This is a genomic window from Georgfuchsia toluolica (genome assembly GCF_907163265.1).
GTDB lineage: Bacteria > Pseudomonadota > Gammaproteobacteria > Burkholderiales > Rhodocyclaceae > Georgfuchsia > Georgfuchsia toluolica.
Window position 1 is genome coordinate 2,343,545 of sequence record NZ_CAJQUM010000001.1, and the last position, 25,136, is coordinate 2,368,680.

The following is a 25,136-nucleotide window of genomic DNA, read 5'->3' on the forward strand; positions in this document are numbered from 1 at the left end:
GTCATGGATCGATGCGCGATTCCATAACATTCAATCGAATTCCCAATAGGCACGGAGCGAGCGGTCCGGACCAATGGAGATTCTTGGCCTGTTTCTGCCGCGCTCCTGGTCGAGCATCAGGTTGCCAATGCCATAACCGATGAGGCTGCCTGCGACCGTGTCCGAAACAAAGTGCTGCCGCTGCTGGACGCGGCCGAAGGCCGTTGCTCCCGCTACGGCATAGAGCCAGTTCGCGCCATAGCGCTCCGCAAACGGCGTTGCCAGCGCAAAGGCCACACCCATGTGCTGGGAGGGGAAGCTGGAGGTGAATCCCTTGTGGCTGAAACTGGAGAAATGATGAGTACCTTGGCCGGCTTCCGGCCTGGCCCGGCCTACCGCGAAGCGGGTCAACTCGCCGGTGGCGTAGGTCAGCCCCGCGGCTTTTATTGCAGTCCAGGCGGTGTTGGATGCCGCTTCGTCACCGAGGCCGGTCCAGAGCAAACCGGTGCCGATGGCCAATCCGATAGGAATGGCAGTGGCGGTACGGCCCATGCGGTCCCACTTGCCGCCCTGGTGTTTCGCGGCCCATTTGCTTACCGGCTGGTCCAGCAGGGACGATGCCAATACGATACCGCCACCCATGAGCAGCGTCTCCAACGGTGTCGCTCCGATCTGGCGGACAAGTCGCTTGCCGGAACTGCCGACATCCTTGAACATCGAATGATCGGGGTCGGGCATCGGCGCATCTTCGCCGTTCCATTGGCCATTATCTGGTTCGCGATACGACAGCATGCGCCGGTTGCGGCCGCGCGTGAAGTCGAACAGGCTGAATGCCCGCTCCAGGATGGCGCCGCCATCGCGGGTGAGCGGGTGCCAGGAGAAGTTGGCCATCTGCCCGCTGGAGCGGGGCAGGATCGCATCGAAGGGAATCGACAGGTAGATTCCCTTGTCGAAACTGCCCTCGCCGAATTTGGTGGATGACACATTGGTCTTGGTCATCAGTGCCCCCATCACGGTGCCGTTATCGAACGTGCGATGGACATCGATCGTGGCGCCCTTGTCGCCGGCGAGATACTGTCCCAGTTTCAGGCTGGCTTCGATCGAATGCCATCCGGTTTCCCAGTACAAGGTCACATGGCCCGTATTGGCGCTGTAGTCGAGCAGCCCCAGGCCCTGGTTGAACTGGCGCTTCTTGACATGATTGACATCGACTCCGAATGCAAACGGGCTGTGCCAGGGCCGGTACAGCCACTCGCCCCCGACACCGGCAAACATGGGTTCGAGATAACCGCCATAGACGCTGTAGTACTGAGTGTCCGACAGTGTGCCGACATGATTGACTTGCAGGTTCGGCAGGGTGACGCGCGAGGTCACCAGATATTTGCGCAGATCGGTGCGCACGCGGGGCAGGTCGCTGGGACCGTCGGTTTTGAAATTGCTGTAATTGTCTATCAACCGGAGATTCAGGAACCCGGACGTCCAGGTACTCTCGTTGAACTTCAGTTCCGAGCGGGCGCCAAGACCGGCCTGGACCAGAAAGAAGCCATCCGGCCCACCGATCGTTTGAGAGAAGGTCGGCGTCAGACCGATATCGAACCAGTCCGGCTCGCCATGCCAAACGGGCGTCTCCCTTACCAGACTGGTATTCGGCCGGCGTGCCGTGACAATGTCGGTGCGCTCGGAGGGCAACAGGAAGCGTGTATGTTGCACGAGCCATTGTTCTCTCAAGACCACCTGTTCGGTGATCGAAGCACCACGCTCAACGTGTCGGAACACGAAGCGCTCGATATTGGCCGGTGCATCCCGATGCAATATGCGCACGGCACGCTCGATGCGGTCGGCCCAATAGACCCCGCTGCTTTTGCTGATCGTCAGACACAATTCCCTGCCATGCAGCGAGATGTCGCCAATCGTCCACAGCGTGTGATCCTCGATGTCGGCCACGGTCTTGCTCCAGTCCGGGGCCTTCACCGGCATTTGCTGGCGCACCGGCACCGGGGGGGGATCGAGCAGCTTGGGCACGGTGATCTTGTCGAGGCCGCCGTGGAATGTAAATCCGAACATCAGTCGATTGCCACGCTCCAGTGCGGCCGACAGATCGACGGAGTCCGACAGTCGATAATTGAGCCCGGCATTGAACGACGATTTGGCGCCGGGGGCGTAGCCGAAGGGCTCGTGCTTGTAATCGTTGCCGTCAAGTTCGAGTTTCAGGGTGAGGGCCTGGTTCCAGGGCGTGTGGTACTGAACACCGCCGAACAGGCTGGTAGGCCCGGTAAAATAAGAATTCGTATTGAAGTTGCCGGTGGTCTGGCCGATTGAGCTTCCTTGATTGCCTTTCCGGGTTCGGAATCCCTTACTAAATATTGAAAATGGATTGCGAATATTTCCTCGACTACTCATGTATCCCCAGGCCAGTCCCAGGCTCGCGTCGAAATCATTCCAGCGCTTGTTCGCCACCAGATATTCGCTCGAAAACAGGCCTGTGCCACCAATATCGATAAAGCCCAACGCCAGTTCCGGCGTCGACGCTGTTTCCTTCGCCAGGCGGAATTTCACGTCAATGCTTTTGTCCTTGTAGCTCTGGCTGATACCGGGCCCATACGATTGGTTGCTGATCGCCGTATAGCGGAATCCGGCTTCCAGCCAGTCAAGCGGCTGGAACAGAATATTGCCGCGGGTATAGGGGTAGACATGGCTATACCCGAAGCGCATGTCTCCGGTAACGGCCATGCGGGCGGTCGGCGTTTGCAGCAGCCCGATAAGGCCCCAGTCGTTGGCGCTGACGACGCGGTTGCGCGCGCACGTTGCAAGTGCATCGGGACCGGGCGGCGGAGCGGCGGGAGCAACAGTCGCCAATATTGCTGCCTGCTCTGCAAACCCCGGTTTCTGCGAGGCCAGGAATTGCGCGAGCCGGGTGGAGAACCATGCCGGCCATTCCGTGTCTCGTTCTGGTGCCCAGATCAGCGCACCGGGCGCGGGTTCGCTTTGCGCCTCGCGGTTCCATGCGGCGACGGCCAGGTTCAGGACATGACCATCAGGTTGTATCAGCCAGACCCGGTCAATCGCCAAGGCGCCCTTGGAGAAACAAGTCAGCAGATACGTCGTGGCTTCGGCCCCGGCCCTATGCGGCAGGGTACAGCGCTGCAGACTGCCATTCACCACCGTTATCGTGTTGTCACGCCGCGGCAACTGTACCGATTGCCCCGCTTGCAGTACCGGGTCAGCTTCGGGATGCGCCTGCAGCCACCTTGGATCCGTCATGGCAAGCGGGACTCGTCCGGTTACCGGCAAGGTCCCGATCCATGCCGCCATCCTGCGGCGAATGTCGGCAGAGACGGGGAAATCGGGTGCTGCGATCAGGGTATCGAGCAGTTGCTGCTGCATCCGCGCTTGCGGGAGTTTCTGTTCCGGCGTTCTCCAGCTCAATCCCGGCAGATAATTGTTGCCGGCATCACGTTGCCGCAATATCCAGTCGCTTAGGCGTTCGCCACTGCGGATCCCGGTTTCCCCCGCCATGGCGGCAGCAGCAAACAGTGAGCCGATCAGCGCGGCAATGACTTTCCGTTTCGCGTGAGTCATCAGGATTGCCGCCTGATCAATTGGTACTTCCTTTGGGCAGGCGTTGCCATGCCAGACAAAGGGTTGCAGTCAGGCAGGTTTCGCCATAGACCACTAGCTCTTTGTCTTTGGCAAGCTCGACCGCATATAACGAGGGCGGGAGTTCCTTTGATATCTGCGGCCCTGCTGTGACGGTTTCCTCAAACCAGCGGAGTCCTGCGGGATCGCGGTCTTTTAACTGGCTGGTCTTGGGCGGCATTACCGCACGGACGGACACAGTTTCTGCAATATCGAAACGATAATCCGGCATCTCGTCGCGTGAGCGCTGGTATTGCAGGGGAGAGTTTCCGATGTGGGACCACGGCGGCAGCTTGGGCAACCTGACTTCCCGCCAATCCGTAGCCAGGCCTGTGGTGCCGACGATGCGGCCATTGCGCAGCCTCAGCACCTCACCCTTGGCGCTGTACCATATTTCTGTATTGCCTTCCGGCTCCGGCTCGACATAGCCCAGGGCGAGATAGGCGGTATGCCCCTCACTCAAGACGCGGATATAGGAAATTCCGGGCGTGGTGGGTGCGGCCGTTTCCTGAACCCCGCTGTTGGAAGCCAGTTCGAGGGTGCGAACGATGGCCGATGTTCCCGAGGTACAGGCGGCGAGCAGCAGGGGGATGACAATCAAATACAGGCTGCGCACGGAGAGGAACGGGAGATGAGGGTATAAGCGCAAAGGTGTCGAAATAAACAGCCAAAAAAAACCCCAAGGAACTCCTTGGGGCTTTGATGGTACAACGAGATCGTTATTGCGTGGTCGTGGTCGTGGTGGCGGGGTGGTTGTTGTTGTCGCTGTTGGATGCTGCTGCGGCCACGGCAGCGACACCAACGGCGACAGCGACAATGGTTGCCGTGCTGACGGATCCAACGGCTGAATCAGTTGCAACTGCGGCACCTGCTCCACCCTCAGCACCGGCTCCAGCTGCGGGAGTTTCTTCAGCAGCAACAACTTGCCCTGCAGCCATTATTGTGGCGGCCAGCAGCGAAATCAAACGCATCTTCTTACTCATTTGGTAATCTCCAGAAAAGTGACTGATAGCTCAGCAAGGCAAGAGGTAAAGCCCCGCACTATATAAAAATCCGGAATACGAATCCATCGAGATTTTACTCAGCGTTGAATACTAGTAAAATTTTATGGCATGTGCAAGCGATTTTTGTCACATCATTGGTGTAAGGCTTACATGGGTTACACTCTGCTTCGCTCGCCGAGATGTTGAATTGGGTTGGCCATGCGGAGCTTTTTCATTACGAGCGGAGCATTGTATTGCAGGATAGGCCACTGTTATCCGCTGGTATTCGATAAAAACCTGGGCATTCGGGCGTACAGTATGTGGCATTTTTCTGACAAACTGAGGAAATCAGATTGATTTCGTTAAAAACCGCGGTTATTCAATCGGTAGTGTGCGTATTGTTGCTGGGTGCTATGGGAGTGGGTGCCCAGAGCTTGTCGACCCGGGAGTCACAGGCGCCCTATGCGGCGGACATGTCTGCCGACTCTCAGGATCGGTCTGCCGTGCCAGGCGACTGGGCCGCTCCGGCTGCATATCAGAATCCCCGTATCGGCGGCAGCGGCGGCGTCAGTAATCCCGCCCAACCGAACGCACAGCCGGGAATGGAACCCGTTCCGGCGCGGCAGTTGCCGCGAATAATCCCACGCAATGAGCCCAACGATTTCCAGAAATTCATGCTGGAAGCTACCGGCAAACTGTTGCCCATTTATGGTGCGGATTTTTTTGAAGGTGCAGATTCGGCCCGTCCCGCACAGGGCGCACCTGTCCCCAATGACTATCCACTCGGGCCCGGCGATGAACTGCTGATCCGGGGTTGGGGCTCGATTGATATCGACCTGCGGGCAGTTGTAGACCGCAACGGTCTCATCAGTATTCCCAAAGTCGGCACCGTCTCTGTGGCCGGTGTCCGCGCGGCCGATGCCGAAGAAGTGGTTCACAACGCAATCAGCAAATACTTTCACGGCTTCAATCTGAACGTAACGCTAGGCCAATTGCGCACTATCACCATTTATGTGGTGGGGCAGGCAAAACGGCCGGGGACCTATACGGTATCCAGCCTTTCCACGCTGGTAACGGCACTCAGCGATACCGGCGGGCCCAACCAGATCGGTTCATTGCGTCATGTGCAGGTTTTGCGCGCCGGAAAACAAATCGCCGAACTGGATTTTTACGCCTTTCTCGCCAAGGGGGATAAATCCAACGATGTCAAACTGATCGATGGGGATGTGATTGTCATCCCCGCCGCAGCCGGCTATGTGGCGCTGGCCGGGGCGGTTGAAAAGCCCGCGATATATGAGGTGAGAGATCAGTCCGCCGACGTGCAAAGCGTGTTGGAATTGGCGGGGGGGCTACCCGTGGTCGCAGACCCGCGCCGTGCTTTGCTGGAACGTATCGAGCCGGGCAACAGCCGGCCGCGTAGCGTGGAGGAATTTGCTCTGGATAAAGAGGGCTTGAAGAAGTCGCTAAAGTCCGGTGACCTGCTAACAGTCCTTCCCATGCGGCCCGAATTTTCCAACGCCGTCACGCTAAGGGGCACATTTTATGACACGCTGCGGGTTCCTTATCATGATGGCATGACAGTAACCAGCTTGATTCCAAACAGGGAAGAGCTGGTATCCCGTGCTTCGTTGCAGCGGCAAAATCATGATGACATGACAGCAGCCGATTCGATATCTAATAAGGAAGTGCCGGGATCCCGCGCTTCTCTGTTGAAGCAGAATCGCGAGGCTCGCGAGCCAAAGAATTTGACGCGGGATATTGGCAATCTCTACGATGAGATCAATTGGGATTATGCCGTGGTGGAACGTCTCAATCGCAGCGACTTGAGTGTCAAACTCATATCCTTCGATCTCGGCAAGGCCCTCGCGAGTCCCGGCGGTAGCGACGATGTGCCGCTCCAGGCCGGCGACACGGTGACCGTATTTTCGATCAATGATGTGCGTGTGCCGATTACCAAGCGCCGCGTCTTCGTTCGGGTCGAAGGCGAGGTTCAGAAACCGGGCGTATATCAGGTCACATCCGGCGACAGCCTGATTGGCGTATTGCAGAAAGCCGGCGGTTTGACGGGTGATGCCTTTCTCTTTGGGACGGAGTTTTACCGTGAGTCGGTGCGCACACAACAACAGCAAAATCTTGACAAATTCGTGAGTCGTCTCGAACAGCAGATGCTGCAGGCATCACAAAAAAACCTTTCCAATCTTGGCGTAACTGATACGGCGGCGGCCCAGCAAGCGCAGGCTCAGGTGGCTTTGGAAGCCACGTCACGTAATCGCTTTCTGCAAAAACTGCGCGAACTCAAGGCGACCGGTAGAATTGCGCTCAATGTATCTCCCCAGGACAAAGGTTTTGCTCAACTTCCCGACTTTCGCCTCGAAAACGGTGATCGGCTTTTCGTACCGAACCGTCCGGATTTTGTACATGCCTTTGGCGCGGTCAATACCGAAAGCGCAATGCTCTGGCAACCCGGCAAGACAATCTCGGACTATCTCGAACAATCGGGAGTTAGCGCGACAGCCGACGAGGATGGCGCGTTCGTCATGCGCGCCAGCGGCATGGTGCTTTCCAATTTCGGCCGCTGGTTGAGCAGTGTCAAAGGACAGCAAGCACTTCCCGGCGACATTATCGTTGTGCCTGAAAAAGTCGATGTGGAAACCACCTGGAACGCCTTTGTGCGCGGTACGAAAGATATTTCCCAGATCTTTGCCAATTTTGGCTTGGCGGCAGCTGCCGTACACACCTTGAATAAATAAAAGATGGGAACGACTGAAAATACCCAGACAATCCACGGTCGCGTGGAAGATGAAGATGAGATTTCCCTGCTTGATCTGGGCATCATGCTGGCCAAGCGCAAGAAACTAGTGCTGGGCTTTCCACTGGCCGTGGCAGTTCTGGTCGCGGCGATAGCGCTGGCATTACCCAATGTCTATACGGCAACAACGAAGATCCTGCCGCCCCAGCAGGACCAGTCCGCGGCATCGGCCATGCTGGCCCAGCTGGGCGGGTTGGCGAGTTTGGCGGGGGTCGCGTCGGGCCTCAAGAACCCGGCGGATCTTTATGTGGGCATGCTGAACAGCCGGACCGTCGCGGACAACCTGATCAAGCGGTTTGAACTCAATGCCGTCTACGAACAGGATTATCAGAGCAAGACCCGCGAGAAACTCGATGACAAAACCACGATTACCGCCGGTAAGGACGGCATCATCACCATCGAGTTCGACGACAAGGATCCGAAGCGGGCGGCCGAGGTCGCCAATGCCTATGTGGATGAATTATTCAATCTGACCAAGACCCTGGCGTTAACCGAAGCGTCGCAGCGCCGTCTGTTCTTCGAACAGCAACTGGAACAGGCGCGCGTCAATCTCGCCAAGGCCGAAACCGCGGCGCGCGCGGCAATAAGCGAGGGGGGGCTGGTCAAAGTAGACACACAAGCGCGCGCCCTGGTTGAAACGACGGCGCGCCTGCGCGCCCAAGTAGCCGTCAAGGAAGTGGAAATCGGTGCCATGCGCAGCTTTGCCACCGAGCAGAATCCGCAATTGCTCGCGGCGCAGCAGGAGGTAGCCGCCCTGAAGAGCGAACTTGCCCGCATGGAAGGCACTGCCGACACCGCATCCACCGACAGGCCGCAAAACACGTAAGGCATGAAGAATCTCGGCCTGCTGCGCGACGTGAAATACTACGAAACGGTTTTCGAACTCATGGCCCAGCAATTCGCGATGGCCAAAATCGACGAAGCCAAGGCCCCATTGCTGATTCAGGTCGTCGACAAAGCCGTAGTGCCAGATCGCAAATCCAAGCCCAAACGCAGTCTGATAGTGTTGCTCTCCGCCCTGGCGGCAGGGTTCGCGGCGGTATTGTGGGCATTCGTCAAGGAAGGCCTGGAAAAGGTACACCAGAACCCTGAAAGCGCAGAGCGGCTGGCGACATTCAGACGCTATTGGTCCTGGCGCAAGGGATAAGCAGCCCTGATCAAACCCTCATTGTCGATAGGTGCGCCGCAGCGGCCGTTTCGCATATACCAATGACAAAACCATCATCCACTGCAATCTGGCATTAATGGTTGGACGTGGAAAAAAGCCCGTCTTTCCTTGCCCCTTGAGTCTTACATCTTGTACCTGAAAACGTGAAAACCATTTTCGTCACTGGCGGCGCCGGCTTCATCGGGTCAGCCCTGATTCGCCTGTTGATGGCGGAAACCGATTGGCATGTTGTCAATATTGACAAGCTGACCTATGCCGGCAACCTTGAGTCGCTCACTTCGGTGATGGACAATCCACGCTATCAGTTTTCGCGAACCGATATTTGCGACCGGGTTGCACTGGATACACTCTTTGATCATTACCAGCCGGCAGGCGTCATCCATCTGGCCGCCGAGTCTCACGTGGATCGCTCGATTCATGGCCCCGGCGATTTCATTGCGACCAATATCTCGGGAACCTACACGCTGCTGGAAGCGGTTCGCGGTTACTGGAGCAGCCTGGAGCATGCCGCAAAATCCACTTTCCGTTTCCACCATGTTTCAACCGACGAGGTGTATGGATCCCTGGGCAATACGGGCTTCTTCACTGAGACCACGCCGTACCAGCCGAATTCCCCGTATTCAGCCTCCAAGGCAGCTTCCGATCATCTGGTTCGCGCCTGGCACCATACCTATGGGCTGCCGGTAGTCACCACCAACTGCTCCAACAACTACGGTCCCTGCCAGTTCCCTGAAAAGCTGATTCCGCTGATGATCCTCAACGCCTTATCTGAAAAACCGTTGCCGATTTATGGCAAGGGCGACAATGTGCGCGACTGGCTCTACGTCGATGATCACGCCCGTGCCTTGCGCCTTGTGTTCGAGCGTGGCCTGCCCGGCGAAACCTACAATATCGGCGGCCACAATGAAATGACCAATCTGCAGGTGGTAGATACCCTGTGCACCCTGCTCGACGAATTAAAACCACGGCACGATGGCCGCAGCTATCGCGAACAGAAAATTTCCGTTGCCGATCGCCCCGGCCACGACAAGCGCTACGCCATTGACGCCGGCAAGATCGAACGCGAGCTGGACTGGAAACCGTTGGAAACCTTCGAATCCGGCATCCGCAAAACCGTCCTGTGGTATCTCGATAACCAGTCTTGGGTGGCCAATGTGCAAAGCGGCGAGTACCGCGATTGGGTCGTCAAGCATTACGGCAAACCCTGAATCTTGTCCCTTGCCCCTTGAATCATGCCCCGGTTTGAAGAACTTGATGTCTGGAAAAAAGCGGCAAGACTTAGCGCCGATCTATACAAAAGCATGGCCGAATTAAAGGATTTTGGATTTCGCGACCAGATTACCCGCGCAGGGCTTTCCATACCTTCTAATATTGCAGAAGGCTATGAACGGGCAACAGATAAAGAAATTGCCAATTTCTTGAACTATGCCAAAGGCTCTGCAGGAGAACTCAGGACGCAAATATATATCGGCATGGACATCGGCTATATCGAGCACGAGACAGGTAAATGCTGGCTTATCCAAGCAGAAGAAATTTCCAAAATGCTCCATGGCTTGATCAAATCAGTCCGCTCCAGAACCTCCTGATCCTTGCCCCTTGAACCTTGCCCCTTGAACCTTGAACCTTGAACCTTTCATATCATGAAAATTCTCCTCTTCGGCAAAGGCGGGCAGGTAGGCTGGGAGCTGCAACGCAGCCTGACGCCGCTCGGCGAAATCATTGCACTGGATTTCGATAGTGTTGGGCTGTGCGGCAACTTTGCAGACCTGGCGGGGCTTGCCGCCACGGTTCGCCAGGTGGCCCCCGATGTAATCGTGAATGCGGCGGCGCATACCGCCGTGGATAAGGCTGAATCGGAACCTGAACTCGCGCATATCCTCAATGCACTGGCGCCCGGCGTGCTAGCGGTGGAAGCTCAAAAGCTCGGCGCCTGGCTGGTGCATTACTCCACCGACTATGTGTTTGACGGCAGTGGTTCTGCACCGTGGCGCGAAACGGATAAACCAAGTCCTCTGAGCGTTTATGGACGCACCAAGCTGGAGGGAGAAATAGAAGTTGCCAAGTGCGAAAGGCACCTGATATTTCGAACAAGTTGGGTCTATGCGGCGCATGGCAGCAACTTCGCCAAGACCATCTTGCGCCTGGCGCGGGAGCGCGACCGGCTCACCGTGATTGACGACCAGATTGGAGCCCCTACCGGGGCCGAATTGCTGGCCGACATTACAGCGCTGGCTCTGCGCACAGTACGAAACAGCCCGGATCTCGCCGGTCTTTACCATCTGACCGCAAGCGGGGAGACGAGCTGGCATGGCTATGCGCGGCACGTGATCGAATATGCGCGCATGAACGAAAAAGGCGGTGCGAGCAATATACGAGTAGCACTAGATGCCGTTCTGCCGATCCCAACATCTGCATATCCGTTACCGGCACCAAGGCCGTTGAATTCCAGGCTCGACACTTCCAGGATTCGAAATATTTTCGGGATAGTACTGCCGGATTGGCGACAGGGTGTTGATAGAATGTTAAAAGAATACTTGGAAGCAAATTGAATATGCCAAAAGTCAACCGTAAAGGCATTATCCTGGCTGGCGGCTCCGGCACCCGGCTTTATCCCGCGACGCAAGTTGTGTCCAAGCAACTGCTGCCAATCTTCGACAAGCCGATGATCTATTACCCTCTCAGCACTCTCATGCTGGCGGGCATACGCGACATCCTCATCATTTCTACTCCGCAGGACACACCGCGTTTCGAGCAGCTTCTGGGCAATGGCAGCCAGTGGGGCCTCTACCTTAAATATGCTGTTCAACCTTCGCCCGATGGCCTCGCCCAAGCCTTCCTCATCGGTGAGCAGTTCATCGGCAACGACTGCTGCACGCTGGTGCTCGGCGACAATATTTTCTACGGTCACGACTTCAATGGCCTGCTGCAAGAAGCGACCCAAAGACAAAGCGGCGCCACCGTCTTCGCCTACCGCGTCAATGACCCCGAACGCTATGGCGTGGTCGAATTCGATGCCCAAGGCAAGGCCGTGAGCCTGGAAGAGAAACCCCAGGCGCCAAAATCCCACTATGCCGTTACCGGCTTGTATTTCTACGATCAACACGTCGTCGAACTGGCCAAGTCCCTCAAGCCCTCCGCCCGCGGCGAACTTGAAATAACCGACCTCAACCGCCTCTATCTGGAGCGTGGTCTACTGAGTGTCCAGACCATGGGCCGCGGCTATGCCTGGCTGGATACCGGCACCCACGAGTCGATGCTCGAAGCCAGCCACTTCATTGAAACTATCGAGCGTCGCCAGGGACTCAAAGTGTCCTGCCCCGAAGAAATCGCCTGGCGGCAAAAGTGGATCGATGACACTCAATTGGAAAACCTGGCGCAACCCCTGGCCAAGAACGGCTATGGCCAGTACCTCCATGGCCTGCTCAAGGAAAGGTAGGCGCCCCTTGCCTTTTGAACCTCGCGCTCTGCATCTTGTATCTTGAATTATGAAAGTCATCCCCACCGCCATTCCCGACGTCCTCATCATCGAACCAAAAGTTTTCGGCGATGAGCGCGGCTTCTTCTACGAGAGCTTCAACGCCAGAGATTTTCAGAAAACCACCGGCCTCGATGTCCAGTTCGTGCAGGACAACCATTCGAAATCAGCCAAGAACGTGCTGCGTGGGCTGCACTATCAAATCCAGTATCCGCAAGGCAAGCTGGTCCGGGTCATTGCAGGCGAGGTCTTTGATGTCGCCGTAGATCTGCGCAAAGCCTCGCCCACCTTCGGTAAATGGGTGGGCTTTACACTTTCGGCAAAGAGCAAGCGCATGGCCTGGATACCACCGGGGTTCGCGCATGGCTTCAGCGTAACATCGGAAACAGCAGAGTTCCTCTATAAGACCACCGACTACTGGTATCCAGAATTTGAACGTTGCCTGCTGTGGAATGACCCGGTTTTAGCTATTGCGTGGCCATTAACAACTCCGCCAACCCTCGCCAAAAAAGATGCGGAGGGGAAGCACTTGGCCGATGCGGATTGCTATGAATAGGCTTGAAATGTCATCCCACGGGCCCTCAGTACTGGATCTCAGTCCTCTTCTCGCGTTGTTGTTCGTGTCGACCCCAGATATTGCAGGCCAACAGAGGTAGAGACGTTGTTGGGTGACGCTTCGAACGCGCGCCGACACCGCGACCAGCTGCTTGCCCGCGAAGTGGTCGAATCCTTCTTCGCCGAGGTGATGGCCTTGGCTGACAAGAAGGGGTTGCTCTCGAAGGAGCACTTCTCCGTCGATGGCACCTTGGATCCAATCTTGGTCGAGGTGCGGCGGAAGACGCAAACAGCAACGAGTGCCATTGATAAACGCGTCACCGAAGGCGGCTAGGGATCACCGATGCACTGCCAGTACGAATGAGGATACAATTTACTATTGTTGCCTATAAGGTCAAACTTATTTGCTCAGGATATAGGAGTACGGAAATGGTTGAAGCAGTGAGTCAACCCAATGCGATTTCAAGATTTTCTTTCAAAGTCAGAAGTCGCTTATCGCTATATGCAAGAAAAATTAGGAAAATACTCAACATCAGTAGTGTCCCGGCGTTAATTGAACAGGATCAACTGGTTGGGATTTTCCGGTTGATCTGATGCAGGCGGAATGCGAGCAAGTAGCTGATCCAGGGGGGTTCTCTCGAACATGGTGAGGCTCAGGATTTGTAGGATTTCGTAGAGCGAAGCGGAGAGATTCAACCGCTTCTTGAGGATGGCGACGAGCACATAGACGGACACGGCGTTCCAAATCTGGGACTTGACCGCGTTCTCCGAGGTACCGAAGAAGGACTTGATACGCAGATGCTGCTTGATCCACTTGAAGAACAACTCGACCTGACAGCGGCAGCGATAAAGCTCGGCGATGGTTCGCGCCGGCAAGTCGGTATTGTTGGTCAAGAAGACCAGCGTCTTGTCGGTGTCGTTCATGATGCGGGTTCGACGCAACGGCGCCGGTTAGTCCTTGGTCGAGTAAAAGCTGGTAAGCGTACCGATCTGATCGCAGATGATGCCGACGGCCCGATCCAATTCCATGGAATAGCGCCGCCGGAAGCGCAGGTTCGACTTGGCACGGATGACGTAGAAGCTGCCGGCCTGGTGCAGCCGGTGCAACTGCTCGAAGTCAATATAGCCTCGATCCATGACGTAGACGGCGCCCGCCTCGGGCACCAGCATGTCGAAGATATTGATCTCGTGCCACTTGCCTTCGCTGATGTGGATGAAGCTCGGGATGTTGCCGCGCAGGTCGAGCAGCGTATGCATTTTTACCGCCGTCTTGGTGGAACGAAACGGCGCCCAGGGGAACACCGACAGGCAAAGGGCGATGGTCGTGGCATCCAGCGCATAAACTGTATTGGACAGATCGACGCCGAAGGGTTCGTCGATATAGAGCTTCCTGACAATACCGATCAGGCTCTGGGCAAAACCGGCCTGGATGCACCAGTCGCGCACGACATTGGCGTTGGCCAGTGTGTCCCGCGCCACGGTGCTGCGAAACCCCATGTGATAGAGCTTGCCTGCTTGGCTGCGCAGGCAGACTTCGATGTCGCGCAGGCTCTCCCCGTAGGTCAATTGTGCGAAAGCCAAGCACAGGTGCTGGTCGAGGCAGGTGAAATACTTGACCTTGTATTCTCCGTCGTAGCGGGCGACACAGCGACGAAAAGTGGTCAGCGGCAGATGCGTCATGACCTGCGCAAAGACAAGTTTGCCCGTGTTCATTGGCGACGCCCGCAGTCCGGCTGGAAGAACCTGGAATGCTACGAGCGCCGTTCAAATCGAAACCAGTTTCGAACACGGAATATCCTCTTTTCTTCAACTTGTTACATGACTCCGGCGTGAAAACGTTGGGACACTACTGTACTGAGAAAATATGGGAACGACTGAAAATACCCAGGCAATTGCCGACCACATGGAACGCGAAGACGAGATTTCCCTGCTTGATCTGGGCATCGTGCTGGCAAAGCGCAAGAAACTAGTGCTGGGCTTTCCACTGGCCGTGGCAATCCTGGCCACGGCGTTAGCGCTGGCATTGCCCAATGTCTATACGGCGACGACGAAAATTCTCCCGCCCCAGCAGGGCCAGTCCGCTGCATCGGCCATGCTGGCCCAGTTGGGCGGGTTGGCGGGTCTGGCGGGGGTTGCGTCGGGCCTCAAGAACCCGGCGGATCTTTATGTGGGCATGCTGAACAGCCGGACCGTCGCGGACAACCTGATCAAGCGGTTTGACCTCAATGCCGTCTACGAACAGGATTATCAGAGCAAGACCCGCGAGAGACTCGATGACAAAACCACGATTACCGCCGGCAAGGACGGCATCATCAGCATCGATGTCGATGATGAGGATGCGAAGCGGGCGGCCGACATGGCCAATGCCTATGTGGATGAATTATTCGCCCTGACCAAGACCCTGGCCGTGACCGAAGCGGCGCAGCGCCGCCTGTTCTTCGAAAAACAACTGGAACAGGCGCGCGACAATCTCGTCAAGGTGGAAACCTCGGCGCGCGCGGCCATCAGCGAAGGAGGTCTGGTCAAGGTGGACACGCAGGGACGCGCCCTGGTTGAAACGACGGCGCGCCTGCGCGCCCAAGTGGCCGTCAAGGAAGTGGAGATCGGCGCTATGCGCAGTTTCGCCACCAGCCAGAACCCGCAATTGCTCGCGGTGCAGCAGGAGGTGGCCGCCCTGAAGCACGAACTCGCGCGCATGGAAGGCACGGGGGACGCCGCATCCGCCGATAAGCCGCCAACCACGCAAGGCATGAAGAATCTCGGCCTGCTGCGCGACGTAAAATATTATGAATCGGTATATGAACTCCTCGCCCAGCAACTGGAGATGGCCAGGATCGACGAAGCCAAGGACCCGGCGCTGGTTCAAGTTGTCGATAAGGCGATAGTGCCGGACAGGCAATCCTGGCGCAAACGCATTCTTATTATCTTGCTTTCCACCTTGGTGGCCGGGGTGGCGGCGGTATTGTGGGTTTTTATCAAGGAAAGCTTGGAAATGGAACGCCGGAATCCTCAAAACGCCGAGCGGCTGGATACGTTCCGGCGCTATTTGTCATGGCGCAAGCGCTAGCCCGGTTCCCGTCATTGTGAATCACCTGTTTCGTTCCGGCCAGAGCCACGCGCGGTTCGTGAACCGTTCCGCGGAAAGGGAACGGGCTCATTAATTAACGCAGCAAGACCGGCTGTTAGACCACGCAAGGACGAGACCCGCTGATGCACGCCACGACGCCAGACAATCCCATTGCCGTCATCCCCTTGGGACAGGCAGGATTTCGCTTTCAGTGCGGCATGGTTACCCTGTACGTGGACCCCCAATAGCGTTGAAGAGACCGACGGTCCGGAATTCCGGCGTCAGGTGCCGGTCTGGAAGACGCCACGAATGGTTGATGATGCTGACTGGGTATTAATTACCCATGCGCACATGGACCATTGCGACGTCAAGACCCTGGTGCCACTATCCTGCGCATCATGTCAATGCCATTTCATGGGCCCGCAGGATGTCGGCGATGTCCTCGCAGCTCAGGGCATCGAGACAACAAGGTTTGTCCGTGCCGAGCACGGCTGGTTTTCGCTGGGCAATGACCTCCGGGTTCATCCGTTACCTGCCGCACACCCGGAAATCGAGGTTGATCCGCAGGGCAGTTCGCGTTACGTCGGATACCTCATCGAATACCGTGGCAAGCGTATTTACCATTCCGGCGATACCTCACTCAACACTTCAGTCATAGAGGCGGTAAGCGCTTTCAAACCGATTGACGTGGCCATCCTTCCGGTCAACGAGTGCAATTACTACCGCGAAGCTCGTGGAATTATCGGCAACATGTCCGTTCGCGAAGCATTTCAATTTGCCGAGAATATTCAGGTCGCCACTCTTGTCCCGATGCATTGGGATATGTTTGTTCCCAATAGCGTTTATCGGGAAGAAATAGAAACTTATTTCCGCCTGGCGCAGCCGCCGTTTCGCATGCTGCTCAATCCCACCCAGATATGAAGTCGTAGCCAATGAAAGCCAGCATCATCATCCGTACCTACAACGAAGCGCGCCATCTTCCCGATCTGCTCAAGGGAATCCGGTCGCAGGTCTCCCCCGGCGTGGAAAGCGAGGTGGTTGTCGTCGATTCAGGGTCCACGGACCAAACGCTGGACATTGCAAAACATTACGATTGCAACATTGAACATATTCGCAAGGAAGACTTCTCGTTCGGCCGCTCCCTCAATCTGGGCTGCGCCTCCGCATCAGGAGACGCGCTGGTTATCGTCAGCGGCCACTGCATACCCGCAAACGACAACTGGCTTGCCAATATCGTTGCCCCGCTCGCGGATGGCAGGGTGGTTCTCGTTTATGGCCGGCAGATCGGCAATGGCACCAGCCGTTTCAGCGAGTGCCGGATTTTCGAGAAATATTTCCCGCCGGCAAGCCAGGTGCCACAGGAAGGGTTTTTCTGCAACAACGCCAATTCGGCAATACTGCGAAGCGTGTGGCAGCAGAACCCGTTCGACGAAAGCCTGACCGGACTGGAGGACATGCACTTCGCCAAGCAGCTCACAAGCAAGGGCATGGCTATCGGTTACGTTGCCGACGCGGTCGTTCAGCACCTGCACGACGAAACCTGGAGCCGCATCAAAAACCGCTTCGAGCGGGAAGCAATCGCCCTACAATACATCATGCCAGAAGTGCACTTGTCGTTCTCCGACTTTCTGCGCTACACATGCACGTCCATTTTCCATGACTGCGGCGAGGCAATACAAAGCGGGCAATTCATAAAATACGCGCCCGAGATCGTCATGTACCGGATCTCCCAATACTGGGGCTCGTACCGGGGCAACCACTATCACCGGAAAATATCCCGGCAGCGCAAGGAGCGTTACTTCTATCCCCGCTGATTCAACATGAAGTCAAACCGATTCCAACATTCCATCAAGGATTGAAATGAGCAGCAAAACCAGCAAAATCGTCACTCTGCTACCCATGAAAGCCAATAGCGAGCGGGTCAAAGGCAAGAACTTCCGCGACTTCAACGGAAAGCCGCTGTTCCGCTGGATTCTTGATACCCTGCTCGAAGTGGACGAAATCGACCGGATCGTCATCAATACCGATGCCCGGCACATTCTTGCCGAGAATGGACTGACCGACACGGATCGCGTCCTGATCCGCGACCGCAAGCCTGAAATCTGCGGCGACCTGGTCAGCATGAACAAAGTGCTTGCCGATGACGTCGCCAACATTGCCGCCGATACCTACCTGATGACCCATACCACCAACCCGCTGATGAGCGCCGACACCATCCGCCGCGCGATCGAGACCTTCGAACAGGCGAAAAAAGATGGCCGCGCCGATTCGCTGTTCACTGTCGACAAGATACAAACGCGTTTCTATCGCGCGGATTGCAGCCCCGTGAACCATGATCCCGACAATCTCATACGCACCCAGGACCTGGAGCCATGGTTTGAGGAAAACTCCAATCTGTACATCTTCACGCGCGGCAGCTTTGCCGCCACGGGCGCACGGATCGGGAAAAGGCCGATGATGTTCGAAGGCCCGCGCTTTGAATCCATCGACATAGACGACCAGGACGACTGGGACCTCGCCGTGGTAGCTGCTCGCTACCTGCGGGAAACGAAAGGAAACGCCGCATGAAAGTGCTGGTCACCTGCCCCCCCATGCTCGGCATGATCGAGTCGTTCCGCCCCAGCTTTGATGCCAAAGGCATCGGACTGACGGCCCCCAAGGTAGTGCAGACCTTGTCCGTGGCGGAGCTCAAGGAACTGGTGCCGCGACACGATGGCTGGATCATCGGAGACGATCCCGCCAGCCGCGAAGTATTCACCGCCGGGAAGGCGGGCAAGCTCAAGGCCGCCGTCAAATGGGGAATCGGAGTCGATAATGTCGATTTCGCCGCCTGCAAGGATCTTGACATTCCCATCACCAATACTCCCGATATGTTCGGCGCCGAGGTCGCGGACGTTGCGGTTGGCTACGTCATCGCCCTGGCGAGGGAGACGTTCCAGATCGACCGTGGCGTGCGGGCAGGCAACTGGCCCAAGCCCCGGGGCATCTCACTTGCCGGAAAGACGGTGGCACTCATCGGCTACGGCGACATCGGCAGGAATACGGCCAAACGCCTATTGGCGGCGGACATGAAAGTGATCGCCCATGATCCGGCGGCGTCCCGATTGCCGGCGATGGCCGCCGTCGAGTTCGCGCAGTGGCCCCAGCGGCTGACAGAGGCGGATTACATCGTCGTGACGTGCGCGCTGACACCCTCCAGTCATCATATGATCAACGCGGACACGCTCGCCATGGCGAAGCCCGGCGTGCGAATCGTCAATGTCGCCCGCGGTCCGATCATCGACGAAACCGCGCTGATCGCCGCCCTGGAATCAGGGCACGCCCATTCGGCGGCCCTCGACGTCTTCGAGACCGAGCCCCTGCCAGCCGGCTCGCCCTTGCGCCAGCACCCGCATTGCGTTTTCGGATCGCATAACGCCTCGAATACCGCCGATGCGGTGCGGCGCACCAGCGAGATTGCCATCGGCAAGCTGTTCGGCTTTCTCGGCATCCAATGAAAAAAGCACGCGGTCGCGCGGCCATCATCACCGGCTCGGCCGGCGGGATCGGTGCCGCTCTTTGCCGTGCTTTCGCCGAGGCCGGGTATTACGTGGTCGGCACCGATCAGGCGTTACCCGAAGAGGCGACGGCGAGTCATGCCTACGTGCCTGTGGATCTGGATCAATTCTGCACCGACGAGAAAGCACGGGTCGCGGCGATGGCCCGGATACGTCACGCTTTGGAGGCGCGCCCGCTTGGCGTGCTCATCAACAATGCCGCCCTCCAGGTCGTCAAGCCGGTTGAACGGCTCACGGTCGAAGATTGGTCGCGTACCCTCAACATCAATCTTGTCGCGCCTTTCTTGCTGACACAGGCCTTTCTGCCGGAACTGGAGGCAGCGAACGGCAGCGTCATCAACATCGGCAGCATTCATGCCGCATTGACGAAACCCGAATTTACCGCCTATGCAACCAGCAAGAGCGCCCTGGGCGGCCTCACCCGCAGCCTCGCGGTGGAACTGGGCCGGCGCATCCGCATCAATGCCATCTGTCCGGCGGCCATCGCCACCCCCATGCTGCTCGCGGGCTTCGAAGGTAAAAAGGCCGCGCTGGCAGACCTCGCCGGCATGCATCCCGTGGGCCGACTCGGCGAGCCGGGCGAGGTGGCGGCCCTGGCTCTTTTTCTTGCGTCGGACGATGCGAAATTCATCAATGGCGCGGAATTCGGGCTGGATGGCGGAATGCGCGCGCGCTTGCATGATCCCGTCTGATCGCCTTCCCCTCGGCCGGCCTTGAGCAAAGTTGTCTCGAACCACGGACCCGGACGGCTTTCTTCCGCAAAACATCGAGCGCCGTTGACCGCGATGTTCAACAAGACCAATCTTTTTGGCTGGGCCAATCTCATCCTGCGCATCCTGCTGGGCCTGGGGCTGGTGGTCGTCGTCCAGTACTGTTACGGCTCCGGTAACGTCAAGGCGTGGATTCTCTACATCACGCTGACGGCGGCGATAAACGCGGTTGACGGATTGTTGTCCCAATACTTCATGCGGGAATTCCTGCGTGCTGGAACTGACGCGGACCAGCTAAGAAAATGTTATTCCCACCAGCGCGGGGTTTACCTTGTCTTGGCAATGGGCTGTACCCTGGCAGCCTATTTCGCGTTGTCGGGCGAGATGCGGCTTCCAATGACCGTGTTGCTGGGCGGATTTGCCTATTTCAAAACAAATGAAAGTCGCGCGCGCGCGCACCTGAGCCCCTTCAATCTTCAGAAGCTCGAAGTTCAGTTGCAGGGCGTGCTGGCATTTCTGGTCATCATTGCCAGCATGTGGGCGCAAAACTATGAATGGTTCGTCATGGTCCACATTGTGGGATCCATGCTCGGATTGGCGGTCAAAGGTATCCGGGCGCGACAGGCCCAGTCTCTCCGCTTCCTTCAGGAAAACAAGATTCCGGCCAGGTCGGCATTCGAATACTCGGGATTGGTTCAAAGTGCGTTTATCGCGTTCGGCGGCAGTCTGTCCGTCAACCTGGGATTGCTGGCCCTCAATGCGGCCACGGGCAATCAGTTGGAGGCCGCCTACCTCCTGAGTTACAGGATCGGTGCATTGATCTGTGAAATGGCTTCCCTGCCGTTGATAGTGAGGATGCCGGAGATCACCATGCGGCTGGCTGGCCAGCTTCACGAAGAAGCGCTTTCGCTGTTCAGAACGAACTACCGGCAATCTTTGTTGATCTGTCTTGTCTTGTTTGCCACCCTCAACGTGGCATCGCCATTCTGGAACCTCTGGATGCCGGCGGGACTCCGGATCGAAGGTGGAATACTGCTGCTGCTGATCTCGGTCGGATGGCTGCTGGAACGCGTCGCGACCCTGATGTCGCAGCTGCTGTTGAGCATGAAGGACTATTCCGTTCGCGGCGGCTACGTGGGCTATTTGTTTCTGGCCCTGAGCGGACTGCTGCTGGCGAAGGCAACGGGGCTTTCAATTCTTTTTGCCGCGGGCCTGGTGGTGTCGAATGCGCTGGTCGCTACAGTAGTTTTATTCAGATGGAGGCAGTTGCATGGCAACTAAATGGCTGCATCCGGTCTACGGCGGCGTTCGCCTGCTTGCGGATGCCTATTACCGTGCATTGGCGCGACTAAAGAGGAAGGGCACCGCACGGCTTTATGTATTCACCGATTCCCGGGGATTCAGGGCGGACCTCTGGTATTGCAAGAAAAACCCGATCCGGTCCTATGTGCACGATCTTGCAACCCGATATCGCACCGAGTATTCCATTAGCCGCTACAGCCCCACCACGCTCATTGATTTTCTTTATGACGTCCGGAAACTCGATTTGTGCGAGGTTGACTTCATCATCCTCCATGCGGGAATCGTCGATTTTTCGCCGCGGCCGCTCAACCAGGCAAAGGAAATTCTCGGGGCTAAAGCCAGACGCATCGAATCCCTGTTCGGCAAGGAGGCGCTCAGGGATTTTCCCCCCAGATTGTATGAAGAAGAGTATGAAGGAGAACAGACGGCGAGTCTGTATGGAATTGAAGTGCTGAAAAAGCATATCCTTCCGGCAATTGATTCATTGCCTAAGCCAGTGATCTGGATCGGAGTAAATCCAGTTCTGGCTGACTGGGTGGGAAATTATCGCCGGGAGCGACCCAAGAACATGAATTCAATTCTTGAGTATCAGGAAATCATAGACCGGCTCTTCAAAGGTACGAAAATCGGGTTGAGAAGTTGGGAACGAACGCAGATCATTGAGGATACGATAGACAATATTCATTTTACCCAAGCCGGATTCCAGTACTTGGCGCGGTCAATTTCTCAATGTGTCGATCAGGGAAAGGTTACCTAGTGTGGCCAGGTTAATCGCATACACTTCGGTTCTGATGCTTCCCTGGGCGTTGGTTATGATGTCCTTGGGGGGAATTCGAGCGGCCTTTGGTGTACCCGTTCTTATGGCCTATTGCCTCACCCTCAGCGTCCCTACCATTTTTAGACCGGGTTTCTTTTATCGCTTGAATAAATCCGCAATCTTGCCGGTATTGATTCTTCTGCTGGTAACGATTGCCTATTTGCGCGCAGTGATCGACGGCAACTTTGAGCCAATAAAGATGCTTGCGCTGACATTAATCTGGGTCATCTTGTTGCTTGGCTTTCCTTCATGGAGAAGGCTGCATATTCCAGCGCATGCTTGCTGGCGCGGCGTGCAGGTTTACGTCGCGTTGAATCTCATCGGCTGGCTCATCGGTGTCCCTCTGCCAGAAAATCCCTATGGTGATGAAACAGGCGCAGCGTCTATTTTGGGCTTGCTCGGCCTGAATGTGCAGCGGGTTTTCTTTCCCTTTTCTCTGGGGGTTAATGGTTTTGGTGTGGTCGCAGGCCTTGCCAGCGTATCAAGTTTTATATTTTTTTTCCTCAAGCGCAGTTTTTTCAACTTCGCATTGCTCATGATGTGCGCGCTAAGCCTCTTGCTTTCTGATAGTAGAGGCGCCCTAGGCTTCACCTTCTTAACGCTGCTGATCCTTGCCTTGGCGTATCTGATCCGGCGCATTCGCTACTTTCCCACCCTATTAATAACGCTTGTAGTGATCGCTTATCCCCTGGTTACCCTCATGATATTCAATACGATCAATTGGATTTTGGGTGATTATGCGGCTCTTGTCCGTGCTAGCGGCGGGCTGTTGTCGGGGCGCGATGTTATTTGGGAAGCGGTCTGGGACCGGGCAAGGACCTTTAGTGCTCTGGAGTGGATTTTTGGCTGGGGCTACCAAGGCCAAGTGCCGTCGGGGGCTTCGCAGGGGTATTCACAGTTATTTGAGCACCTCCGCGGGATTGATCCTGAAAAAATGAATGTTCATAGCTCGGCACTTCAGGTGGTACTCGATTTCGGACTAATCGGTTTGCTTTCCGTGATGGGAGTGGCCTTCCATCGAATGCACACCCTTCTGCAAGCCCCGCAAAGGGGTGATTACATCGCTTGGCCGTTGGTGTTAGGTTTCTTCTTCTATTCAATCTTGGCCGGGGGAGTAGACCTAACGTTGAATCAAAACAACCTGGTTTTTTTCTATCTGTTTTTGCTTATGTCCGCGTGGAGGTTGTTGCATCCGCTTCCACTACGCGTGGGCAATGGGGTCCGTAATGTCATATAAAAGGGAATACACAATGCATGGAGTTGATCAAGCGAGCCGTAATCGCAGAACGAAGTATTTGAAGGGTCAGTATTGGGGAGGGCTTCTGGGATGGGTGGCACTCATTAATCCGAAGCTAGCGATAACTTTGGAGAAAAGGAATAGTGGGAATAGTCGTGAATTTCACATCTACGGACTTCGTTTGCTTAATGTGATGATGCGCAGATTCGAAGAACACGGCGGCACGCCGCTTGGGCACAGCGAGATTCTCGAGTTGGGCTGTGGTATGGGCAGATATACGCTGCCACTTGCATGCCGTTTTCAGCATGTCCATGCAGTCGACATCTCCAAGCAGATCCTTCGGGCAGCCCGAAAATATTGCTCGTCAGCGCCAAATATTTCATTTTACGCAAACGATGGTCACACACTTGGATCGTTTGCTGATGAATCGATTGAGTATGTTCTGTGCACTGGTGTCATTCAACATATTCCGGATTTCGATGTAATCGGTGGTTACGTCAAGGAAGTCTTGCGAGTTCTGAAGGATGGTGGTTTATATCTCTTCACCTTTCAGGTTCATCACACGCAAGCTACTGGCTCTCGCCGTACTGGCGCAAAGATCACGGCCGAAGCTTTAGATCGATGCCTTAGTGAAGCGCCATACGAGATTTTGGAGATATCGAATGACCCGGAAGACCCTGTCCCGCACTTTCTTGTTTTAATCCGCAAAAACAAAAGCGCCTCTGCGGAGAAAAAATCGTTTGCCAATTTTCCATTGACGAATCACCCTTACAGGACTGGCGTTTTTGAGGATCTGATAAGCTGCAAGGACATGATTGAGCTATGGAAAAAGCCACAGCCTAGGATTACTTTCTATGATAAGGAAAGTTCAGGTAACGCAACTGGGTAAGCTGCGGCTTTGATGGATTTGTCGCATCCTTGCCAATATGGCAAGGATGCACGTCGCGCAGACGCTATTTAGTCATGGCCGAGAATACGCGTCGGGCCACATATTGAGGGGGATTTTTGGCCATAGTTTATAGCGCTACTTGTGACGGTACACTCGAACGTAGTCGATCAAAAATTGCGCGGGCAATATCGAATCATCAATGGACCCGCCCGAAGCGCCTCCCATTGCCAGATTTATCAGCAAGTAGTGCTCGTTGCGGAATGCGTTGTAGTCTCCAGAGTCGGCAGATGACACGGCAAAGGAATGATATTTCACCTGATCCACAAAGAAATCAATCCGGTCATGATCCCATTCTATGGCAAATACATGAAAGCTCCCGCTGGCGTTATCTAGCGCCATTTTCCCCGAGGACGAGGTGCGCGCTCCATTCTTGTCGAAGTGAAGGTTGGCAAATATCTGATCTGGAATCTTCCCGTAATATTCCATGATGTCGATCTCGCCACATTTTGGATACTTCTCCTGATCTATATTGGCGCCAATAGTCCAGATTGCTGGCCATAGGCCCTTCCCTTTGGGGAGTTTGGCGCGGACTTCAATGCGGCCATAGGCCCAACTGGCCTTGTTCTTGGTGATCAAGCTCGCCGAGGTGTATTGCGCGTACGGCCTGCTCTGCCGCCAGTTGGTTGCCGTCGACTTGTAACCCGGATTCGGGATTTGTTCCTTTCGGGCTTCGAGGATCAGCAGGCCGTTTTCCACCCTGGCATTTTCCTTCCGGCGAATGGAGTACCACTGTGCCTCTTCATTTCGGGTGAATCCACCCTCGTAGCCCCACTTGCTTTCATCCGGAAGTCCGCTGTAATTAAATTCGTCCGACCATGCCAACTCCCAATCGGCGGCATGAACAGTGGCAGGCAGCAGCAACATGAGCAGGGAAAACAGAATGGCCGTCATT

At 56.0% G+C, this 25,136-nt stretch carries 22 protein-coding genes and 2 pseudogenes; 19 read left to right on the forward strand and 5 right to left on the reverse strand.

The features are described 5' to 3' along the window. Positions 1–30 precede the first annotated feature (30 nt). The 3 genes from K5E80_RS11055 to K5E80_RS11065 form a co-directional block, all read right to left on the reverse strand. On the reverse strand, positions 31–3,558 hold the full coding sequence (locus K5E80_RS11055; protein ID WP_220636204.1) for a YjbH domain-containing protein: 3,528 nt from the start codon (positions 3,556–3,558) through the stop codon (positions 31–33). A gap of 16 nt (positions 3,559–3,574) precedes the next feature. Next, complete coding sequence (locus K5E80_RS11060) at positions 3,575–4,216, reverse strand: YjbF family lipoprotein (RefSeq protein WP_220636205.1); 642 nt, start codon at positions 4,214–4,216, stop codon at positions 3,575–3,577. 118 nt (positions 4,217–4,334) lie between these two features. Further along, positions 4,335–4,598: a hypothetical protein gene (locus tag K5E80_RS11065; protein ID WP_220636206.1), complete on the reverse strand. Its 264-nt coding sequence runs from the start codon at positions 4,596–4,598 to the stop codon at positions 4,335–4,337. A gap of 602 nt (positions 4,599–5,200) precedes the next feature. Here K5E80_RS11065 and K5E80_RS11070 point away from each other — a divergent pair. From K5E80_RS11070 to K5E80_RS11110, 9 genes and pseudogenes are all read left to right on the forward strand, one after another. Then, entirely contained in the window at positions 5,201–7,348 is a 2,148-nt protein-coding gene (locus tag K5E80_RS11070; RefSeq protein ID WP_220636207.1) for an SLBB domain-containing protein, read from the forward strand. A 3-nt stretch (positions 7,349–7,351) separates the two neighbouring features. Further along, positions 7,352–8,233, forward strand: a complete 882-nt coding sequence (locus K5E80_RS11075; RefSeq protein WP_220636208.1) for a Wzz/FepE/Etk N-terminal domain-containing protein — start codon at positions 7,352–7,354, stop codon at positions 8,231–8,233. Between the two features lie 3 nt (positions 8,234–8,236). Then, positions 8,237–8,554 carry a GNVR domain-containing protein gene (locus K5E80_RS11080; protein ID WP_220636209.1) on the forward strand — a complete coding sequence of 106 codons (318 nt, stop codon included), beginning with the start codon at positions 8,237–8,239 and terminating at the stop codon, positions 8,552–8,554. 164 nt (positions 8,555–8,718) lie between these two features. Further along, a complete protein-coding gene (rfbB, locus tag K5E80_RS11085) occupies positions 8,719–9,783 on the forward strand; it encodes a dTDP-glucose 4,6-dehydratase (RefSeq protein ID WP_220636210.1) in 1,065 nt (354 codons plus the stop codon). Between the two features lie 24 nt (positions 9,784–9,807). Next, positions 9,808–10,161, forward strand: coding sequence for a four helix bundle protein (locus tag K5E80_RS11090; protein WP_220636211.1), 354 nt, complete (start codon positions 9,808–9,810; stop codon positions 10,159–10,161). A 54-nt stretch (positions 10,162–10,215) separates the two neighbouring features. Further along, positions 10,216–11,124 carry a dTDP-4-dehydrorhamnose reductase gene (gene rfbD / locus K5E80_RS11095; RefSeq protein ID WP_220636212.1) on the forward strand — a complete coding sequence of 303 codons (909 nt, stop codon included), beginning with the start codon at positions 10,216–10,218 and terminating at the stop codon, positions 11,122–11,124. Positions 11,125–11,126: 2 nt separating this feature from the next. Then, positions 11,127–12,011, forward strand: coding sequence for a glucose-1-phosphate thymidylyltransferase RfbA (gene rfbA, locus K5E80_RS11100; protein WP_220636213.1), 885 nt, complete (start codon positions 11,127–11,129; stop codon positions 12,009–12,011). A gap of 49 nt (positions 12,012–12,060) precedes the next feature. After that, positions 12,061–12,606, forward strand: coding sequence for a dTDP-4-dehydrorhamnose 3,5-epimerase (rfbC, locus tag K5E80_RS11105; protein WP_220636214.1), 546 nt, complete (start codon positions 12,061–12,063; stop codon positions 12,604–12,606). A 138-nt stretch (positions 12,607–12,744) separates the two neighbouring features. Beyond that, positions 12,745–12,858, forward strand: a pseudogene (locus K5E80_RS11110) (IS5/IS1182 family transposase); the annotation flags it as partial. 296 nt (positions 12,859–13,154) lie between these two features. Here K5E80_RS11110 and K5E80_RS11115 read toward each other — a convergent pair. After that, a pseudogene (locus tag K5E80_RS11115) lies at positions 13,155–14,318 on the reverse strand (IS4 family transposase). Between the two features lie 151 nt (positions 14,319–14,469). Between K5E80_RS11115 and K5E80_RS11120 the strand changes: the two are divergent. From K5E80_RS11120 to K5E80_RS11165, 10 genes are all read left to right on the forward strand, one after another. Beyond that, on the forward strand, positions 14,470–15,672 hold the full coding sequence (locus tag K5E80_RS11120) for a Wzz/FepE/Etk N-terminal domain-containing protein (protein WP_220636215.1): 1,203 nt from the start codon (positions 14,470–14,472) through the stop codon (positions 15,670–15,672). Positions 15,673–15,843: 171 nt separating this feature from the next. Then, positions 15,844–16,593 (forward strand): MBL fold metallo-hydrolase, encoded by a 750-nt coding sequence (locus tag K5E80_RS11125; protein WP_220636216.1) that lies wholly within the window; start codon positions 15,844–15,846, stop codon positions 16,591–16,593. Positions 16,594–16,604: 11 nt separating this feature from the next. Next, on the forward strand, positions 16,605–17,486 hold the full coding sequence (locus K5E80_RS11130; protein ID WP_220636217.1) for a glycosyltransferase family 2 protein: 882 nt from the start codon (positions 16,605–16,607) through the stop codon (positions 17,484–17,486). A gap of 46 nt (positions 17,487–17,532) precedes the next feature. After that, on the forward strand, positions 17,533–18,240 hold the full coding sequence (locus K5E80_RS11135; protein ID WP_220636218.1) for an acylneuraminate cytidylyltransferase family protein: 708 nt from the start codon (positions 17,533–17,535) through the stop codon (positions 18,238–18,240). Further along, positions 18,237–19,169, forward strand: a complete 933-nt coding sequence (locus tag K5E80_RS11140) for a phosphoglycerate dehydrogenase (protein WP_220636219.1) — start codon at positions 18,237–18,239, stop codon at positions 19,167–19,169. The genes K5E80_RS11135 and K5E80_RS11140 overlap by 4 nt, the downstream gene beginning before the upstream one ends. After that, on the forward strand, positions 19,166–19,921 hold the full coding sequence (locus K5E80_RS11145; RefSeq protein ID WP_220636220.1) for an SDR family NAD(P)-dependent oxidoreductase: 756 nt from the start codon (positions 19,166–19,168) through the stop codon (positions 19,919–19,921). The genes K5E80_RS11140 and K5E80_RS11145 overlap by 4 nt, the downstream gene beginning before the upstream one ends. A gap of 93 nt (positions 19,922–20,014) precedes the next feature. Next, a complete protein-coding gene (locus K5E80_RS11150) occupies positions 20,015–21,220 on the forward strand; it encodes a hypothetical protein (RefSeq protein ID WP_220636221.1) in 1,206 nt (401 codons plus the stop codon). Next, entirely contained in the window at positions 21,210–21,998 is a 789-nt protein-coding gene (locus K5E80_RS11155; protein ID WP_220636222.1) for a hypothetical protein, read from the forward strand. The genes K5E80_RS11150 and K5E80_RS11155 overlap by 11 nt, the downstream gene beginning before the upstream one ends. 103 nt (positions 21,999–22,101) lie before the next feature. Continuing rightward, positions 22,102–23,295 carry an O-antigen ligase family protein gene (locus K5E80_RS11160; protein WP_220636223.1) on the forward strand — a complete coding sequence of 398 codons (1,194 nt, stop codon included), beginning with the start codon at positions 22,102–22,104 and terminating at the stop codon, positions 23,293–23,295. A gap of 13 nt (positions 23,296–23,308) precedes the next feature. After that, a complete protein-coding gene (locus K5E80_RS11165; protein WP_220636224.1) occupies positions 23,309–24,184 on the forward strand; it encodes a class I SAM-dependent methyltransferase in 876 nt (291 codons plus the stop codon). Positions 24,185–24,319: 135 nt separating this feature from the next. On the opposite strand, the gene K5E80_RS11170 is transcribed toward K5E80_RS11165, so the two are convergent. Further along, complete coding sequence (locus K5E80_RS11170; RefSeq protein WP_220636225.1) at positions 24,320–25,135, reverse strand: glycoside hydrolase family 16 protein; 816 nt, start codon at positions 25,133–25,135, stop codon at positions 24,320–24,322. Between the last annotated feature and the right edge of the window lies 1 nt (position 25,136).